19 protein-coding genes and 1 pseudogene are annotated in these 15966 nt (G+C 68.2%); 8 read left to right on the top strand and 12 right to left on the bottom strand.

What is annotated here, in order from left to right; genetic code table 11:
- The first annotated feature begins 17 nt into the window (after nucleotides 1-17).
- On the top strand, nucleotides 18-815 hold the full coding sequence (locus tag RQG77_RS16510; protein ID WP_311245707.1) for a siderophore-interacting protein: 798 nt from the start codon (nucleotides 18-20) through the stop codon (nucleotides 813-815).
- Between the two features lie 15 nt (nucleotides 816-830).
- On the opposite strand, the gene RQG77_RS16515 is transcribed toward RQG77_RS16510, so the two are convergent.
- From RQG77_RS16515 to RQG77_RS16525, 3 genes are all read right to left on the bottom strand, one after another.
- Nucleotides 831-1820 (bottom strand): aldo/keto reductase, encoded by a 990-nt coding sequence (locus RQG77_RS16515; RefSeq protein ID WP_311245708.1) that lies wholly within the window; start codon nucleotides 1818-1820, stop codon nucleotides 831-833.
- A 69-nt stretch (nucleotides 1821-1889) separates the two neighbouring features.
- A complete protein-coding gene (locus RQG77_RS16520; RefSeq protein WP_157534268.1) occupies nucleotides 1890-2216 on the bottom strand; it encodes a hypothetical protein in 327 nt (108 codons plus the stop codon).
- A gap of 225 nt (nucleotides 2217-2441) precedes the next feature.
- Nucleotides 2442-2762 (bottom strand): DUF952 domain-containing protein, encoded by a 321-nt coding sequence (locus RQG77_RS16525; RefSeq protein ID WP_311245709.1) that lies wholly within the window; start codon nucleotides 2760-2762, stop codon nucleotides 2442-2444.
- 51 nt (nucleotides 2763-2813) lie between these two features.
- On the opposite strand from RQG77_RS16525, the gene RQG77_RS16530 reads away from it, so the two are divergent.
- The 4 genes and pseudogenes from RQG77_RS16530 to arr form a co-directional block, all read left to right on the top strand.
- The gene (locus tag RQG77_RS16530; protein ID WP_311245710.1) at nucleotides 2814-3419 is read left to right on the top strand and encodes a TetR/AcrR family transcriptional regulator; all 606 of its coding nucleotides are present in this window, start codon (nucleotides 2814-2816) and stop codon (nucleotides 3417-3419) included.
- 78 nt (nucleotides 3420-3497) lie between these two features.
- Complete coding sequence (locus tag RQG77_RS16535) at nucleotides 3498-3734, top strand: hypothetical protein (protein WP_311245711.1); 237 nt, start codon at nucleotides 3498-3500, stop codon at nucleotides 3732-3734.
- A complete protein-coding gene (locus tag RQG77_RS16540) occupies nucleotides 3731-3985 on the top strand; it encodes a hypothetical protein (protein WP_311245712.1) in 255 nt (84 codons plus the stop codon). The genes RQG77_RS16535 and RQG77_RS16540 overlap by 4 nt, the downstream gene beginning before the upstream one ends.
- A 199-nt stretch (nucleotides 3986-4184) precedes the next feature.
- Nucleotides 4185-4589, top strand: a pseudogene (gene arr / locus RQG77_RS16545) (NAD(+)--rifampin ADP-ribosyltransferase); the annotation flags it as partial.
- 265 nt (nucleotides 4590-4854) lie between these two features.
- Here the strand turns inward: arr and RQG77_RS16550 are convergent.
- From RQG77_RS16550 to RQG77_RS16580, 7 genes are all read right to left on the bottom strand, one after another.
- Complete coding sequence (locus RQG77_RS16550; protein ID WP_311245713.1) at nucleotides 4855-5616, bottom strand: Pr6Pr family membrane protein; 762 nt, start codon at nucleotides 5614-5616, stop codon at nucleotides 4855-4857.
- Between the two features lie 40 nt (nucleotides 5617-5656).
- Nucleotides 5657-6604 (bottom strand): sugar kinase, encoded by a 948-nt coding sequence (locus RQG77_RS16555; protein ID WP_311245714.1) that lies wholly within the window; start codon nucleotides 6602-6604, stop codon nucleotides 5657-5659.
- A 2-nt stretch (nucleotides 6605-6606) separates the two neighbouring features.
- Nucleotides 6607-7260, bottom strand: coding sequence for a bifunctional 4-hydroxy-2-oxoglutarate aldolase/2-dehydro-3-deoxy-phosphogluconate aldolase (locus RQG77_RS16560; RefSeq protein WP_311245715.1), 654 nt, complete (start codon nucleotides 7258-7260; stop codon nucleotides 6607-6609).
- Between the two features lie 4 nt (nucleotides 7261-7264).
- On the bottom strand, nucleotides 7265-8491 hold the full coding sequence (gene manD / locus RQG77_RS16565) for a D-mannonate dehydratase ManD (protein WP_311245716.1): 1227 nt from the start codon (nucleotides 8489-8491) through the stop codon (nucleotides 7265-7267).
- A gap of 104 nt (nucleotides 8492-8595) precedes the next feature.
- Nucleotides 8596-9987 carry an MFS transporter gene (locus tag RQG77_RS16570; protein WP_311245717.1) on the bottom strand — a complete coding sequence of 464 codons (1392 nt, stop codon included), beginning with the start codon at nucleotides 9985-9987 and terminating at the stop codon, nucleotides 8596-8598.
- A 72-nt stretch (nucleotides 9988-10059) separates the two neighbouring features.
- Nucleotides 10060-11064 carry an L-idonate 5-dehydrogenase gene (locus RQG77_RS16575; RefSeq protein ID WP_311245718.1) on the bottom strand — a complete coding sequence of 335 codons (1005 nt, stop codon included), beginning with the start codon at nucleotides 11062-11064 and terminating at the stop codon, nucleotides 10060-10062.
- Complete coding sequence (locus RQG77_RS16580; protein WP_311245719.1) at nucleotides 11061-12593, bottom strand: mannitol dehydrogenase family protein; 1533 nt, start codon at nucleotides 12591-12593, stop codon at nucleotides 11061-11063. The genes RQG77_RS16575 and RQG77_RS16580 overlap by 4 nt, the downstream gene beginning before the upstream one ends.
- Before the next feature lie 152 nt (nucleotides 12594-12745).
- Between RQG77_RS16580 and RQG77_RS16585 the strand changes: the two genes are divergently transcribed.
- From RQG77_RS16585 to RQG77_RS16595, 3 genes are all read left to right on the top strand, one after another.
- Nucleotides 12746-13708: a LacI family DNA-binding transcriptional regulator gene (locus RQG77_RS16585; RefSeq protein WP_120494749.1), complete on the top strand. Its 963-nt coding sequence runs from the start codon at nucleotides 12746-12748 to the stop codon at nucleotides 13706-13708.
- A gap of 99 nt (nucleotides 13709-13807) precedes the next feature.
- Nucleotides 13808-14191: a hypothetical protein gene (locus tag RQG77_RS16590; protein WP_311245720.1), complete on the top strand. Its 384-nt coding sequence runs from the start codon at nucleotides 13808-13810 to the stop codon at nucleotides 14189-14191.
- Nucleotides 14164-14676, top strand: coding sequence for a CPBP family intramembrane glutamic endopeptidase (locus tag RQG77_RS16595; RefSeq protein ID WP_311245721.1), 513 nt, complete (start codon nucleotides 14164-14166; stop codon nucleotides 14674-14676). Before RQG77_RS16590 ends, RQG77_RS16595 begins: the two co-directional genes overlap by 28 nt.
- 15 nt (nucleotides 14677-14691) lie before the next feature.
- On the opposite strand, the gene RQG77_RS16600 is transcribed toward RQG77_RS16595, so the two are convergent.
- Nucleotides 14692-15681, bottom strand: coding sequence for a Clp protease N-terminal domain-containing protein (locus tag RQG77_RS16600; protein ID WP_311245722.1), 990 nt, complete (start codon nucleotides 15679-15681; stop codon nucleotides 14692-14694).
- A complete protein-coding gene (locus tag RQG77_RS16605; protein WP_056275758.1) occupies nucleotides 15678-15923 on the bottom strand; it encodes a hypothetical protein in 246 nt (81 codons plus the stop codon). Before RQG77_RS16605 ends, RQG77_RS16600 begins: the two co-directional genes overlap by 4 nt.
- Nucleotides 15924-15966 lie beyond the last annotated feature (43 nt).

Genomic DNA, 15966 nt, shown 5'->3' on the forward strand with positions numbered 1-15966 from the left:
TGATCTCAGGAGACGCAATGCCGGAACAGCCTCGTCGAACCCCCAGCCAAGCAGTCCTCACCGTCGAGCAGGTGGAGCAGATCAGCCCCGACCTGGTGCGGATCACGGCAGGCGGCGACGGGTACGAGGACTTCACCGACAATGTCTACACCGACAAGTACGTCAAGATCCTCTTCGCCGACCCGAGCCACGCGCTTACCCCGCCGTACGACCTGGCGCGGCTGCGCGAGGAGAGCCCCGAGAAGCTGCCCACCCGGCGCACCTACACGGTCCGCTCGGCCGACCCGGAGCAGCGCCGACTCGTCATCGACTTCGTGGTGCACGGCGACGAGGGTGTCGCGGGGCCCTGGGCCCGACAGGCGCAGCCGGGCGACACGATCGTCGTCAGCGGTGCCGGCGGCGGCTACCTCCCCGAGCCCGAGCTGCCGTGGCACCTGCTCATCGGCGACCACACGGCTCTGCCCGCGATCTCGTCGGCCATCGAGGCGATGCACGCGGATGCGGTCGGCCACGTCGTCCTGACGGTGGCGGACTCTGCGGACCGCATCCTGCCCGGAGTCCCCTCGGGCGTGACTCTGCGCTGGACCGAGACCGACGAGGAGCTGCTCGCCGTCCTCGCCGACCTGCCGTGGGCTGACGGGCATCCGGGCGTCTTCGCGCACGGTGAGCGGGGAACGATCAAAGAGGTCCGTGCCCTGCTCAAGCAGCGCGATGTTCCGCGAGAGCGACTGTCGATCTCGGCCTACTGGGCTCGAGGCCGCGCCGAAGATCAGTTCCAGGCCGAGAAGCGCGAGCCCATCGGCCAGATCGAGTAAAGGTCTTTCCGCGCCTCAGAACCCTTCGGGCTCGCGAGGCGTGTACGCGGCCTGCAGCGCCTCCAACTCAGAATCCTCGAGATGGATGCCGACGGCGGCGACCGCATCGTCGATGTGACTTGCCTTCGTCGCGCCGACGATCGGTGCAGTGACGGCGGACTGCTGCGCGACCCACGCGAGTGCGATCTGCGCGCGGGAGACGCCGCGCGCCTCGGCGACGAGAGCGACCGCATCCACGATCGCGCGATTCGACTCCTCCTCGCGGCGGTACAGAGTCGCACCGAAGGCATCCGTCGCGGTCCGCGCGGTCTTCTCGTCCCAGTCGCGCGTGAGCCTGCCTCGCGCCAGGGGCGACCACGGCAGCACGCCGACACCCGAGTCGAGGCAGAAGGGGTGCATCTCGCGCTCCTCCTCACGCTGCAGCAGGTTGTACTGGTCCTGCATCGAGACGAACCGCGCCCAGCCGTTCCGGTCGGCTGCGTGCTGCGCCTTCGCGAACTGCCAAGCCCACATCGACGACGCACCGATATACCGGGCCTTGCCCGAGCGGACGACGTCGTTCAGCGCCTCCATCGTCTCTTCGATCGGCGTCTGAGGGTCCCAGCGGTGGATCTGGTACAGATCGACGTGGTCGGTTCCGAGTCGCTTGAGGCTCGCATCGATACCCGACAGGATGTGCGCACGGCTGAGCCCCGCCTGGTTCGCGCCCGGTCCCATGCGCCCGTGCACCTTGGTCGCGATCACGATCTCGTCGCGCCGGGCGAAGTCGCCGAGCGCCCGGCCGATGAACTCCTCGCTCGTGCCGTCGGAGTACACGTCAGCGGTGTCGAACGTGGTGATCCCGGCCTCGAGCGCCTGCCTGATCAGCGGGCGACTGGTCTCCTCGTCGAGCGACCACCCGTGCGCCCCTCGGTCCGGAGCGCCGAAGCTCATGCATCCGAGGACCACCTTCGAGATCTGGAGCCCCGAACCGCCGAGCCTCACGCTGTCTGTCGTGTCGAGCATCCGAGATCTCCCTCGAGTTGTGGCCTGAGATCGATGCTCTCACGGAGCGCACCCGGCGGGGCGCTTCGGTCAGCTGAATCTGAACAGCAGGATGACCAGGCCGAACCAGATGACCTGCCCGAGAAAGGGCACCCAGACCACGAGGAGGACAGCGAGCCCTCCCTTGACCAGGTCGCTGCGTCGGACGAACGCGGCCAGGGCGATGGCGGCGCCCTGCACGACTGTCATGAGGCCGGGAACGACGAGGGGGAGGTGCTGGATCCACGTCAGCACCGCCGGAAAGAGAGTCGAGATCGCGGCGGCGGCCGCCGCGAGCCCGATCACCAGGGTGATGACCTCTGCAGTGATCTCGACGCGCTTCGTCCGGCGCTCCACGACCGTCATCTCGGCGTCCACGACGGCGAGCCTAGAGCCGGATGCTGGGAGCTGCCGGCGCTTGCGGAAGTCATCGAGTCGCCCTCCGCCGAGGAAGTCAGGCGGTGCGACGGCGACGCGACATCATCAGGACTGCTCCGACGATGAGCAGAAGGATGCCGGCGCCCATCGCGCCGACGGGGACCTCGGCGCCGCTGCGGCGAGTGCTGCCGCGCTCGCCGCAGCGGCGCTCGCTCGGCGGGCGACTCAGCGCGGGATCGGCGTCTCCGAGGCGACCACCTCACTCGTCATCGGCAGAGCGCCGAGGATGCGGGGATGACCGTCCAGCCACTCGACGCCGATTCCCTCGGAAGCCAGCCCCTCCTGGCGGATCGCGATGTCGAGGAGCGGGAGGGAGAGGTCGCCGAACCGGGTGGCGACCACGGAGTCGAGTCGGTCCGCGGTCGTGGCGTGGATGAACCCCGCGTCGTCGAGATGCACGCCTCGGGTCGAGACGACGTACTCGCCGAATGCTCGGCTCATCTCCCAGTCGTCCTGGATGGCGATGTGGTGGATGAGGTCGGTCACGATGACTCCTTTAATGAAACGGTTGCGTAGCATTATTGCTAGAGTAACCCTATGACAGGAAAACGAGGTCGGCCCTCCGCCGGCGAGGCCATCGCGCGGGACGAGCGAGTGGTCGACGTGGTGATCGCTCTGCTCACCGCGGAGGGGTTCGACGCCCTGACCTTCGATCGCGTCGCCGCTGAGGCGCACGTGGCGAAGCGCACCCTGTACGGCGTGTTCGGCGACCGCGAAGGCCTTGTGCGGGCGGCGATCCGTCGACAGCATCCGTACCTCGCCGACGCCGGAGAAGGAACGGCCGATCTGCCATCGGCATGCCGAGCGATTCTCGTGCAGCTGCTCGGAGACGAAGCGATCGGCATCCAGCGAGCGATCATCGGCGCTGCAGCCCAGCATCCGTCCCTCGCTGCGGAGTTCTACGACGACGGGCCTCGTCGTGCCCAGGGTTTCCTGGCCGCGCACCTCCCGTCGGATGCCGCGGTGTCGCCGGAACTCCTCTTCACCACACTCCTCGGAGAGCCGCATCGTCGTCGCCTCCTGGGCATCACCGACGCCCCGACCACGGCGGAGATCGACGTGCAGGTCGCCGGTGTGCTGCGCGTCCTCGGTCTGCATGGGCTCACCCACGCATCGGCGGGTCGGGAATCCTCCTCGCCTTGAGCGGAGCTGTCAACCGCCCTGCGCTCGCCGCGGTTCGCGCGGATCATGGTGATTCGGACGAAACCAGAGGAGGGCACCATGTCGAACATCGACGCTTTCGCCAACAGCTTCCCGCCGAACATGCCGGGCGTCCCGCCGGTCGACGATTTCACCGACGGCACATTCCCCACGAACACCGATCAGCCGGAGACGCAGGGCGAGGACGCTCTCGAGGCTGAGCTGGGCGATGATGGCCAGGGCGACCTCGCTCCCGAGGACGAAGGCGCGCAGCACAGTGGCGACGCACCCCAGGATCTGAGAGACGGCGCCGAATGAGCGGCACCGAGAACGATGACACCGTCACGCCCGAGGGGGCGTCGCCTTCTGCCGAGGGCGTCGCCGCACTGATCGAGGAGCGCGACGGCGATGACCCCGGGCAGGTGACCGACACTCCTGCGGGAGGGGCCGGCGCGGACTCCGGCGGCTCTGGTGCGGTGCGGGTCGATCCGTCGTCGGAGTCATCCGTGGCCGATGAATCGGTGCACAACGACGAACCGGGTGTGGGTACCCGTCGCTCGGAGCGCTGACGGCGTCAGATCTCCTCCTGGGGCGGCTGCGGCTGCGGCTCTTGCTGCGCCCGGGAGGAGAACTGCGCCTCGGGAGGAGCGGATTCGAGATTTCCTCCTCCCAAGCGCAGTTCTCCTTCCGAGGCGCAGGGCGCGAGGCGCAGGTATCCCAGGGCAGCAGTCCTTCCGAAGCGCGAGAAGCAGTCGTAGGCTTCTGCGGGTGAGCGACGCACTGGATGACGGCCCCTTCTTCCACGGCACCAAGGCAGACCTGAGACCGGGCGACCTGCTGACGGCCGGGTTCCACTCGAACTACCGCCCCGAGATCGTGATGAACCACATCTACTTCACGGCGGTGGCCGATGGTGCGGGCCTCGCCGCAGAGCTCGCACCGGGTGATCGCGAGCCGCGTGTGTACGAGGTCGAGCCGACCGGCGACTTCGAGAACGACCCGAACGTGACCGACAAGAAGTTCCCCGGAAATCCGACTCGCTCCTATCGCAGCGCTTCGCCGTTGAGGGTCGTCCGCGAAGTGCTCGACTGGACTCGCCTGTCGCCCGAGGCGCTCGCCACCTGGCGGGAGAGGCTCGCCGCACTCCACGCCGACGACAGTGCCGAGATCATCAACTCAGCCGCAGGCCTCGCACATCTGCAAGACCAAAGCACGGATGCAGGGCAGGAGCTCGAGTTCGGTCCTGCATCCGTGCCGTGGTTCTGCAGACGGACCGGGGGGGCGCCTGTGACCGGGCCTGGGCCTCAGGCGCCGTCGGGAGGAGTACTGCGCTTCGGGCGGAGGGAATGCGAGGATTCATCCTCCCCAGGCGCAGTTCTCCTCCTGAGGCGCAGCGCCGGTGCTGCGCGCAGCCTCCCCAGGCGCCGTCGGGACCGGATCAGCGCCGCGCGACCCGCCGGGCGAGTGAGCCGAGCGCGCGGTCGATGATGACGAACACGTAGCCGACGGCGACGAGGGCGATCGTGAGGGCGATGATCCACTGCGTGACGCCGGCGATCCCGAGCGCGTCGACATCCATGAAGGGGTACGGATACGTCTGGCCGGGCGTGAACTCTCCACCGAGCGCTCCGTAGGCGAATGCCCACGTCAGATACGCGTAGGGGATGAGCGTCCACAGCGGCGGGTCGATCCACCGGAACGACCCCTTCGGCACGAAGACCAGCCAGTCGATGATCACCAGCACCGGCGTGATGATGTGGATCAGGTTGTCGGTGAGGGAGAAGATCTCGGCGTCGCCGTCGGCGAACCTCGTGGGCACGAGCACGATCAGATAGATCAGCATCGTGACGGTGATCGCGAACATCACCGCTCCGCTGCCCCGGGCGCTGGGCGTCGAGGTGCCGATCGGGCCGCTCTGACGCAGATCTCGGACGGTGCGGACGATGAGGAGCAGCACCCAGGCGAGGCAGATCAGATTGCTGACCATCGTGTAGAACAGCACGGTCGTCCAAGACGGATCGCCGGTCAGGAGGTTGGCGTGCCGGATGACACCGGTGAGGACGACCGCCAGCGTGATGAGCCGGTAGACGAGAGCGACCGGTCGGGAGTTCACCGCGGCGTGCGAGAACAGCGATCCGCGTGCGGGCTCTGAGTCGGGTAGGCCGGAAGCCGTGGACGGAGAGATGACGGCTTTGGACATCCTTCGAGGCTACGCGTTTTCGGGCGGCGTCAACGCCGATTCAGCGCCGCACCGGATCGGAATCGCCATCGAGGAAGCGCTCGAGGTCGCGCAGCGTGGGCGCCGCCTCCCAGTCGCCCGGTACGAGGCACGCCATCGCGCCGCACGCGTTCGCGCGGCGCAGGATCGCGTCGAGGTCGAGTCCGTCGAGCAGTCCGCTCAGGTATCCGGCGACGAAGGCGTCGCCCGCGCCGACGGTGTCGACCGGGGTGATCGTGAACCCGGGGCCTGTGACCTCGGCATCCTCGACGAACACGGTGGCACCGTCCGGACCGAGCTTCAGCACGGTCGTCGCGCATCCGGCATCGCGCAGGGAGGCGGCGGCATCCGCAGCCGACGAGCCGGGGTAGAGGATCGCGAACTCCTCCTCGCCGCCGAAGACGATGTCGGAACGCTCCGCGAGCTGGCGGAGCACAGGCCAGGCTGCCTCGGGCGATGCCAACGCCGAGCGGTAGTTGATGTCGAAGCTGACGATCGCACCGCCCGCCCGCGCGCGGTCGATCGCCGCGTGAAGAGCCGCCCGAGCGGTATCCGACAGCAGGGGCGTGATGCCCGTGATGTGCAGCAGCGCTGCGCGCTCGACCCATCCGTCGGGTAGATCGTCCGGATGCAGGCGGGAGCCCGCAGACGCGGCCCGGTAGTAGTGCACGGCGGTGGATGCGGCAGAGGGCCGCTCCTTCACCATCATGCCGGTCGCGGCATCGGGGTCGACGACCGCCCGCACATCGACGCCGTCACCGCGGATCTCGCGTTCCACGCGCTCGCCGAGGGAGTCGGCTCCGACGCGTCCGAGCCAGGAGGTCGAGACTCCGAGGCGGGCGAGCCCGATCGCGACGTTGCTCTCGGCGCCGCCGATGCCGAACGCCAGCGAGTTCGCGTGCCGCAGGGATCCGATCTCGGTCGTGCGCACGAGCGCCATGGTCTCACCGAGCGTGACGACCGAGGGCACGGTCACGAGGATTCCCGCGCGCAGACCTCGACGAATGCCGCAGCCCGCTCGCGCAAGGCGGCGAGGTCTCCGCCGGCGAAGGCGTCGCCGAGCAGCGGGCCGCCCACGCTCACCGCCACGGCACCGGCACGCAGCCAGACTTCCGCTCCGGCGAGGTCGACGCCGCCTGAGGGCACCGCGACCAGGTCGGGGAAGGGCCCGCGCAGATCCTTGAGGTAGGCGGGACCCACCTGTCCTGCCGGGAACACCTTCACCGCAGAGGCACCCGCAGACCACGAGGCGAACAGCTCGGTGGGCGTGAGTCCGCCCGGAACGATCGGCACACCGGCATCCGTCGCCTGCGCGACGAAGTCGGTCGAGGTGATCGGGGTCACGATGTAGGCCGCGCCCACCTCGATCGCCCGTGCCAGGTCGTGGGTGTTCGTGACGGTCCCGATGCCGAGGTCGATCGTGTCACCGAACCGCGCGAGCAGGTGCGGGAAGTGCGCGAACGTGCCCGGGGTCGTGAGCGTCAGCTCGACGCTGCGGATGCCGGCGTCGACGAGCACGTCGAGCACGGCGTCGTAGTCTTCGGCACGCTTCGCGCGTGCGACGACGATCAGACGCGAGTCGATGGTGCGCTGCGGCAGGGCGACCCGGCACGGCTCACCAGTCATGGCCTCACCAGTCATGGACGGTCCCGTCGAGCAGACGGTTCACCGGCAGATAAGCCTTGGTGTACTGGTGGCCGGCCGCGGCATCCTCATCGAGATCGACACCGAGTCCGGGCTTGTCGCCGGGGTGCAGGAAGCCCTTGTCGAACGTGAACGAGGTCTGGAACACCTCGAGCGTCTGCGCGTTGTGCGGCATGTACTCCTGGATGCCGAAGTTGTGGATCGCGAGGTCGAGGTGCAGCGCCGCAGCCATGCCGACGGGGGAGATGTCGGTCGGACCGTGGATGCCGGACTTGATGCCGTAGATCGCTGCGAAGTCGAGCAGCTTCTTCATGGCCGTGATGCCACCTGTATGGGTGACGGCCGAGCGCACGTAGTCGATCAGGCGCTCGGTGATGAGGGTCTGGTAGTCGAACACCGAGTTGAAGACCTCGCCGATCGCGAGCGGCGTGGTCGAGTGCTGGCGCACGAGGCGCAGCGCGGTCTGGTCCTCACCGGGGGTGCAGTCCTCGAGCCAGAACAGGTCGTAGGGCTCGATGTCCTTCGCGAAGCGCGCGGCCTCGATCGGCGACATCCGGTGGTGTCCGTCGTGCAGGATGCGCAGGTCGGTGCCGAAGTCCTCGCGGATCTGCGAGAAGATCCCGGGCATGTGGTTGAGGTAGTTGCGGGTGTCCCAGGTCTCTTCGCTGGGGCGGTCGCCCGAGCGCTTGGCGGGCTCGTAGTCGTAGCGCACGCCGGGGCCGGCGTTCGAGACGCCGTAGATCTGGCCGAGGCCGGGCACACCGGTCTGTACGCGCACGGCGGTGTAGCCGAGCTCCTCGTAGCCGGTGATGGCGTTCTTGAGCGCTGCGTAATCGGTGCCCGAGGCATGGGCATAGACGCGGACTCCCTCACGGCTGGCGCCGCCGAGCAGCTGGTACAACGGCATCCCGGCCTTCTTGGCCTTGATGTCCCACAGCGCCATGTCGACTGCGGCGATCGCGGCCATCGTCACGGGGCCGCGGCGCCAGTACGGGCCGCGGTAGAGGTACTGCCAGGTGTCTTCGATGCGGTCCTCGTCGCGTCCGACGAGCATCGAGGCGACGTGGTCGGAGAGGTACGAGGCGACGGCGAGCTCGCGTCCGTTGAGTGTGGCGTCGCCCAGGCCGACGATTCCGTCGGAGGTCGTGATCTTGAGCGTGACGAAGTTGCGTCCTGGGCTGGTGATGTTGACGTCGACGATCTCGATGGTCATGTCGTTCTCTCCTGGAAATGCGGGGACGAGGTGCGTGATGCGGGGCGAGGTGTGGGGTGCGGACGTTCGGGCGTCCGCACCCCTGGTCGTGATGTGCGGGGCGATCAGATCGCGTCGCGGGGGTCCGTCAGGTCGCGGCCGGCGACCTCCGGCATCCAGATCGAGGCGATCAGCGCGCTCAGCGTGAAGATGAACAGCATGATGATGATCGGGATGAACGAGCCGGTGACGGCGGACACCCATGCGGCGGCGATGACGGGGCCCGCGCCGGTCGCGACGATGGCGGCGATCTCGCGTGCCATGGCCGTGAACGTGTAGCGGTTGCGCGAACCGAACAGCTCGGGGAGCGTGAGGTTCTCGAGCGATGCGAAGCTCATCACCGCGAGGTTGTGCAGCACGACGTAGCCGATGAAGACCTGCACCGTGACACCGCTGCTGATCATGAGCATCGTCGGGACGATGATGATCAGCGCGACGATCGACCAGATCATGTACATGCGCTTGCGGCCGAACCGGTCGCCGAGCCAGCCCGACAGCGGCACGGTGATGAAGGCGACGAGCGACGAGACGATCACGGCGTTGACGCCGATCGAGCGGTCGAGCAGCAGCACGACGGTGATGTAGCTGATCAGGTACGTCTGGATCATGCCCGAGTTGCCGGCCTGGCCGAAGCGCAGCAGGAGCGCGATCGAGAACGCCTTCCAGGGCTTGCGGTTCATCGCCTCGAGCGTGCGGATGTCGTTGGTCTCGGTGGCGAGCTGGATCGTCTCCTCACGCGAGAGGGCCTTGCCGTCGACGACGTCGTCGCGCTCTTCGAAGACCGGGGTCTCCTTGAGGTTGAAGCGCACCCAGATCGCGAAGAGCATGATGATCGCGCTGCCGATGAACGGGATGCGCCATGCCCAGTCGATGACCTCCTGCTCGCTGTAGGCGACGAGCAGGATCGCCCAGATGCCCGAGGCGAGCAGGGTTCCGCAGTTGGTGCCGAGCGCGACGAGCGAGGCGATGATGCCACGGCGCTTGGCCGGTGCGTACTCGGCGAGCATGACGCCGGCGCCCGAGATCTCCGCTCCCGCACCGAAGCCCTGCGCGATGCGCAGCAGCACGAGCAGGATCGGCGCGAGCACGCCCACCTGGTTGTACGTCGGCAGGAAGCCGATCAGGGTGGTCGCGAGACCCATCAGGAGGATCGTGTAGAACAGCACCTTCGTGCGGCCGGTCTTGTCACCGAGACGCGCGAAGAAGAATGCGCCGACCGGGCGGGCGACGTAGCCGACGCCGTAGGTGGCCATCGCGGCGACCACGGCGACCGCCGGGTTCTCGGAGGAGAAGAACAGATCGGCGAAGACGAGCGCGGCTGCCAGCGAGTAGAGCTGGTAGTCCATGAACTCCAGCGCCGTGCCGAGCCATCCGGATATGGCCGCGCGCACGAGGTCTTTGACCGACCTCTTCTCGGCGGGATCGGCGGCCGTGGCCGTCGTCTGCGGTTCTGACATGGGAGGTACTCCTTCGGACCAGGAACAGGGTGGGGTGTTGCGGTGCGGCGGGGCCGCCGGGTGGGGGTGTTGCTAGAGGGAGAGCAGGACCTTGGCCGAAGCGGACGAGTCGCGAGCGAGCTCGAAGGCCTGGACGGCGTCGGATGCCGGGAGGACGTGAGAGATGACGGAGTCGAGGGCGTCGGACTCGGCCAGCAGGGCGACCGCGTCGTCGATCTCGGTGGAGAATCGGAAGGCGCCGCGGATCGTGAGCTCCTTGGCGAGCATCGGAGCGAGGTTCACTCCGATGTCGGCGTTCGGGAGCATGCCGACCTGCACGATCGTGCCGGCGCGGCGAGCGGCGCGGACAGCTGAGGAGAGCGCGACCCCGACGCCGGAGCACTCGAAGACGACGTCGTACGACTCGTTCTCGATCGTGTCGCGGCCGACGAGCGACGCCTCGGTCGCGCCGAGGGACGTCGCCCGGTCGAGGGGCTCTTCGCGCACATCGCTGGCACCCACGACAGCGGCGCCGGCGTGCAGGGCAGCGGCCACGACCAGCAGGCCGATGGGTCCGGCGCCTATCACGAGGACGCGCTTGCCGCTGATGTCACCGGCGAGGTTCACGGCGTGGATCGCGACGGCGAGCGGCTCGGCGAGGGCTGCGCGCTCGAGTGGCAGCGAGGCAGGGAGCACGCGGATCATCTGCTCTTCGACGATCAGCATCTCGGATGCTCCGCCCTGACGGTGCGGGTTCGCCGCGGCGCTGCCGAAGTAGTCGCCGCCGGGGCGCAGGTGTGGACGGTTCTCGAGGCCGGGGACCTCGGGGCCGTAGCGCGCGGGGTGCACGGTGACGGGCGTGCCAGGGGCCAGACGACCCGAGGGGTCGAGGTCGACGACACCCGAGAGCTCGTGACCCGGGGTCAGCGGCTCCTGGATCGTGTACTCGCCGTTGGCGCCGTGGAAGTAGTAGTGCAGGTCGGATCCGCAGATGCCGACGTAGTTGACCCGGAGGCGCACCTCGCCGTCGCCGGGGGTCGGAACCTCGCGGTCCTCCCAGCGGATGTCTTCTTTGCCGTGGATGGCGAGAGCCTTCATGGCTGCAGCTCCTCTGCGCTGATGAATGATGATGTGCTTGTCTGGGATGCCGAGACGGCATCGGCGATCGCGGCATCGACGCCGCGTCGCTGGATGATGTCGACGAGCTCGCCGACGCGTGCGATGAACCCATCCTGCGATCCGAGTCCGTCACCGAACAGGTGCAGCTCGCCGATCACGCGCTGTGCGAGCTCGCGTCCGTTGCGGGCGCTCGCCGCGTACCCGGCCAGTCGTTCGCGGGCGCCGTCGGTCATCGCGGCGGCGTGCAGGCCGGGGTCGAATCCGGGCAGCGGAGCGATGCACGAGAGGTAGCCGGCGACGGTCAGGGCGATCAGGTGCGGCATCCCGCCGTCGCGCAGCACGAGAAGGGCGGGCTCGGGGATGCGCTGTCGCAGCTTGACCGATCCGTCGGTGCCGACCTGGCTGGTGCGGTGCCCCAGAGCGCTGTTGGCCCAGCGGTCGAACAGCTCGCTCTCGTAGGCGCGGATGTCGACGCCGGACGGCACCTCGATCGAGGGCTCGTACTCGTCGCGCAGCACGGCGCGCGCCGCGCTCTCGATGCTGTCGAGTCCGATCGCCTCGGGGATCGTGCCGACGCCGCTGAGCGCACCGAGGTAGGCGATGAGCGAGTGCGTGCCGTTGAGCAGTCGCACCTTCATCTGCTCGTATCGCCCGACCTCGTCGGTGAACACGGCGCCGCCGGCCTCCCATGCGGGGCGACCTCCGGCGAAGCGGTCTTCGATCGCCCACATCGTGAACGGCTCGGCGGGCACGGGGATGTCGTCGCGGGCGCCGAGCAGGGTGCTGACGCGGGTGCGCAGCTCGGCGGTCGTCGACGGCACGATGCGGTCGACCATGCTCGAGGGGAACGACACGGCGCGATCGAGGAACGCGAGCGTGTCTGCGCCCTCGGAACCGGGCAGCTCGTGCAGGAACTCGCGGACGAGTTTCTCGGTGTGAGCGCCGTTGGCCGAGAGGTTGTCGCAGCTGAGGATCGAGATCGGCGCTCCGCCGGCCGCGGCACGGGCCTGCAGGCCTCGCGCCAGCTGGCCGATCGTCGAGCGCGCGGCGCCGCCGCGGAGGTCGGCGCGCACGGTGTCGTCGTCGAGATCGAGGCGCTGGGTGGCGGGGGAGTAGCTGTAGCCGTTCTCGGTGACGGTGAGGGTCACGATGCGGATGCCGGGGTCGACGATCTGCGACACGACGCGTTCGGGCTGCTCGGCGCCGACGAAGGCGTCGGTGTGCACGCCGGGGATGGTCAGCGACGTGGTGCCGGGGGCGATGGTCGCGACCGAGTACAGCATGTCCTGGGCGTGCATCGCGTCGACGATGGAGCGCGAACGCGAGGCGACGCCGATGATGCCCCAGTCGCCGCCGGAGGATTGCAGGGCGGCTGCGGTGTAGACGGCCTGGTGTGCGCGGTGGAAGCTGCCGAGTCCGAGGTGCAGGATGCCTGCGGCTGTCGGGGCGACCAGGGGGGATGCTGTCGCAGAGGTCGTGCGGCTCAGGGCCGGTGCTGGGATGCTCACGCGGTGGCTCCTTCGCTCGGGGCCGCGCACCGCTGAGGGTGATCGGCGTTGATCGTCATGAAAATCAGTGTGCAGGGTTTGTACAAACTTGTCAAGCCGTTTTACATCGGGGGTGAGGATCGTAGGATTGCCTGCGAGGGCGGGAGATCGACATGGCAGCGACGCTGACAGATGTGGCACGGCGTGCAGGCGTGTCCATCGCGACCGCGTCCCGCGCCTTCGGAGAGCCGGATCGCCTCGCCCCGAACACCCTCGGCCGTGTGCTCGAGGCAGCCGGAGAGCTCGGCTACGCCACGTCGCAGTCCGCCACCGCCACCCGCACGTTCGGTGTCGTCGTTCCCGATGTCTCGAACCCCGTCTATGCCACCCTGCTCAAGGCGATCCAGGGGCAGGCGTGGCATGGCCGTCACCGCATCGTGCTCTTCGACGCCGATGAAGACCTGCGCCGCGAACGCGAGCAGATCGAACAGGCCCGCAAGCTCGACGGGATGCTGCTGTGCAGCCCCCGTCTGCCCGATGCCGATGTTCTCGAGCTCGTCGGAGACACCCCCTATGTCGTGGTCAACCGGCAGATCGACGGCGCATCGTGCGTGCTGATGGACCCGGAGCACGGGCCCGCGCAGGCGATCGAGCACCTCGCCGCTCTCGGTCACACGCACATCGCGTACGCCGCCGGTCCTCGTGGTTCGTGGGCTGACGTGCGCCGCGCCGATACGGTCGCCCGGGCGTGCGAGCGCCACGGCATCCGCCTCACCGGGCTCAGCCACCACGCCGCCTCCATCCAGGGCGGGCGAGCCGCCGCGGCCCCTGCCGCGGCGAGCGGTGCCACGGCCGTGATCGCGTACAACGACCTCGTCGCCCTCGGACTCGAGGCCGGACTGCTCGAACTCGGCAAGCGCTGCCCCGCCGACATCAGCATCGTCGGCATCGACGACATCGACCTCGCGGGTGCGGTCACCCCCGCGCTCACGACGGTGCGGATGCCTATCGAGCGCAGTGGCGCGCTCGCCGTCGACCTGCTGCTGCAGGCGATGAACGGCACCGCCATCGACGATGTCGTGACGCTGGGGTCGCAACTGATCGTGCGCGCGTCGACCGCTGCTCCCGCCGCCTGACGACCAGCGTGGGGCGATGCTCGGCGGTCGCTAGTCTGAAACCGGATACTGCCGGAATATCGGCATGCTGATGCACGGCTGAGGAAAGGTGACCGGCGCATGTCGCAACCCCAGGATGACACCCGCCAGCGAGTCGGCGACCGGGTGCCGAGACGCTTCTGGGTGGGCGTGCTCGCCCTCGTCATCTACATCCTGTTCGCTGCTGTGCTGGGAAACATCACCGGCTCATTCGCTCCCGAAGGCGATGTCATGGCGGAGTTCGCCCTCAGCCATCTCATTCCGCTGCCGATCGCCATCGGTCTCGCGCTGTGGTTCACCTGGTGGTCCGGCTGGTGGCGTGACGTGTGGAGCAACACGTCGACGCTGCGCATGCAGCCTCGTCGTCTCTGGCTCATTGCGATCCCCGTGCTGCTGGTCGCGCGCTGCCGCTCGTGCAGCTGCCCGGTATCCCATGGATGGAGCGTGGGCTCGGCACGGTCATGATCGTGCTCGTCGGGACGATCATGGTCGGCCTCGGCGAGGAACTCGTGATTCGCGGCATCCTGTTCGTCTCGCTGCGCGAACGGCACGGCGAACTCGTCACCCTGCTCGCCACCTCGCTGCTCTTCGGTGCCGCGCACACCGTCGGCAGCGTCTGGGCGGGCCTGCCTCCGGCGGCGATCACGTTCCAGGTCGCTTTCCTGAGCATGACCGGCAGCCTCTATTACTGGGTGCGACGGGTCACCGGCCGCCTCTGGGTGGGCATGGCGATCCATGCGCTCACCGACTTCACTCTCTACCTCGCGTCCGGGGAGGCGAGCGCCGCCGAGGCGATGTCATCCCGCGATGATCTGGGACCGCTGACGCCGGTGCTGGTGACGATCCAGACCCTTCTCGTCGCCCTCGCGATCGCCGGCGTGATCAGCGCCGCCAGAGAGGACCACCGCGCGCGCAAGACGCGGAGAGTCGCAGCGGAGCCTCAGGCTTAGGTCACGCCGCCACGATCAGCGGAACGCTCGGCTGATCGCGCTGCCGATCTGGAACAGCGTGATCCACACGATGAACCTCTGGATCGGACGCAGTGGCAGTCCCACCACCCTCCGCCATCCGGAGCGGCGAGACCACGACGAGGTGATCGACACCTGAGTGCCGCCGTTGGTGTGCGTCAAGGCGAAGTCCGTGAGAACCGGAGTGCTTCGAGGAGCATCGGGGTACGTGAAGATCCACGCGATCGTGTCCGGTCGGTGTGCCGTGACGAGCTCGATACTGCGGCGACGGAACTTCGGCTTGACCTTCACCGGCTTCCCATCCGGACGTCGTTCACGTGCGAGACCCGACCACACGGCACCGACGGCCGCATCCTGTTGCGCATGCTCGATCGAGCCGACGCTCATCTGCCACTGGGGAACGTTCATCGGCTCGGCGAGGTAGTCCCATACCTGTTCGATCGGTGCAGGGACGAACGTCTCTGTCGACCCCGTGATCCGTCCGCTGGCCGCGGGCGCGATCGGCGCGATCGCCCGCCTGGACGCGTCGACCGCGTCGAGCTGATCGAGCAGCGCAGCAGGGGTGGCGCCCAGGCGTCCGAGTATGTCGGCGATCATGCCGCTCGGCTCGTCGACGAGTTCTCGGAGCACCGCGGCGGCGTCGCCAGCCTTGTCTTTTTCGGCCGAGCGAGCGATGAGGTCAGAAGCGCGCTTGGTCCACGCGTACCCGTCGGTCTCATGGAACACGATGCGCCCTGCCTCGGGAAACGACGCCTCGATGCCGAGGGATGCCAGTTGAGCCGCGTGCTGCTCTTCGACAGCGCGACGAGCGGCGTCGAGGTCGATGCCGATGTCGCGCAGTGCCCGGCCTGCGGCTTGATCGTTGATCACGAGGGCGAGGAACAGGTGCTCGATGTCGGCGGTGCGAAGCCCGAGTCGGGAGGCTTCTTCCATGGCGGCGAGAGACAGCGACTGGCTCGTCTGAGCGACGCGAACGAACTTGCTCATGAGTTCCTCCTCGAGATCGGGATCGTGGGGTCCACTCGCTTCGAGTGCTTCTTGTGGACGGCCTGCCGGGTCACGCCGAGAGCGTCGGCGATCTCCTGCCACTTCATGCCTGAACGCAGGGCAGCCTCGACCTGGCGAAGCTCCAGGGTGTCTGCGAGCACGCGCAACGAGGCGACTGCCCGCAGGCCGGTTCTCGGGTCGCTGGTGTCCGCTGCCACCGCGGCGATCTGGGAGGACTCCATGCTGTCAACCTAAGTTGCTCTAGAAAGGTTTGTCAACCTTGGT

Origin of the sequence: Microbacterium sp. WCS2018Hpa-23 (assembly GCF_031843845.1) — a bacterium.
Classification (GTDB): Bacteria; Actinomycetota; Actinomycetes; order Actinomycetales; family Microbacteriaceae; genus Microbacterium.

Bases quoted from the DNA above. Each gene is read 5' to 3' on its own strand.
- RQG77_RS16530 (WP_311245710.1), top strand. From the start codon at position 2,814: ATGACAGGAAAACGAGGTCGGCCCTCCGCCGGCGAGGCCATCGCGCGG.
- RQG77_RS16515 (WP_311245708.1), bottom strand. From the start codon at position 1,820: ATGCTCGACACGACAGACAGCGTGAGGCTCGGCGGTTCGGGGCTCCAG.
- RQG77_RS16560 (WP_311245715.1), bottom strand. From the start codon at position 7,260: ATGACTGGTGAGCCGTGCCGGGTCGCCCTGCCGCAGCGCACCATCGAC.
- RQG77_RS16595 (WP_311245721.1), top strand. From the start codon at position 14,164: ATGGAGCGTGGGCTCGGCACGGTCATGATCGTGCTCGTCGGGACGATC.
- RQG77_RS16585 (WP_120494749.1), top strand. From the start codon at position 12,746: ATGGCAGCGACGCTGACAGATGTGGCACGGCGTGCAGGCGTGTCCATC.
- RQG77_RS16590 (WP_311245720.1), top strand. From the start codon at position 13,808: ATGTCGCAACCCCAGGATGACACCCGCCAGCGAGTCGGCGACCGGGTG.
- RQG77_RS16510 (WP_311245707.1), top strand. From the start codon at position 18: ATGCCGGAACAGCCTCGTCGAACCCCCAGCCAAGCAGTCCTCACCGTC.
- manD (WP_311245716.1), bottom strand. From the start codon at position 8,491: ATGACCATCGAGATCGTCGACGTCAACATCACCAGCCCAGGACGCAAC.
- RQG77_RS16575 (WP_311245718.1), bottom strand. From the start codon at position 11,064: ATGAAGGCTCTCGCCATCCACGGCAAAGAAGACATCCGCTGGGAGGAC.
- RQG77_RS16535 (WP_311245711.1), top strand. From the start codon at position 3,498: ATGTCGAACATCGACGCTTTCGCCAACAGCTTCCCGCCGAACATGCCG.
- RQG77_RS16570 (WP_311245717.1), bottom strand. From the start codon at position 9,987: ATGTCAGAACCGCAGACGACGGCCACGGCCGCCGATCCCGCCGAGAAG.
- RQG77_RS16605 (WP_056275758.1), bottom strand. From the start codon at position 15,923: ATGGAGTCCTCCCAGATCGCCGCGGTGGCAGCGGACACCAGCGACCCG.
- RQG77_RS16600 (WP_311245722.1), bottom strand. From the start codon at position 15,681: ATGAGCAAGTTCGTTCGCGTCGCTCAGACGAGCCAGTCGCTGTCTCTC.
- RQG77_RS16550 (WP_311245713.1), bottom strand. From the start codon at position 5,616: ATGTCCAAAGCCGTCATCTCTCCGTCCACGGCTTCCGGCCTACCCGAC.
- RQG77_RS16540 (WP_311245712.1), top strand. From the start codon at position 3,731: ATGAGCGGCACCGAGAACGATGACACCGTCACGCCCGAGGGGGCGTCG.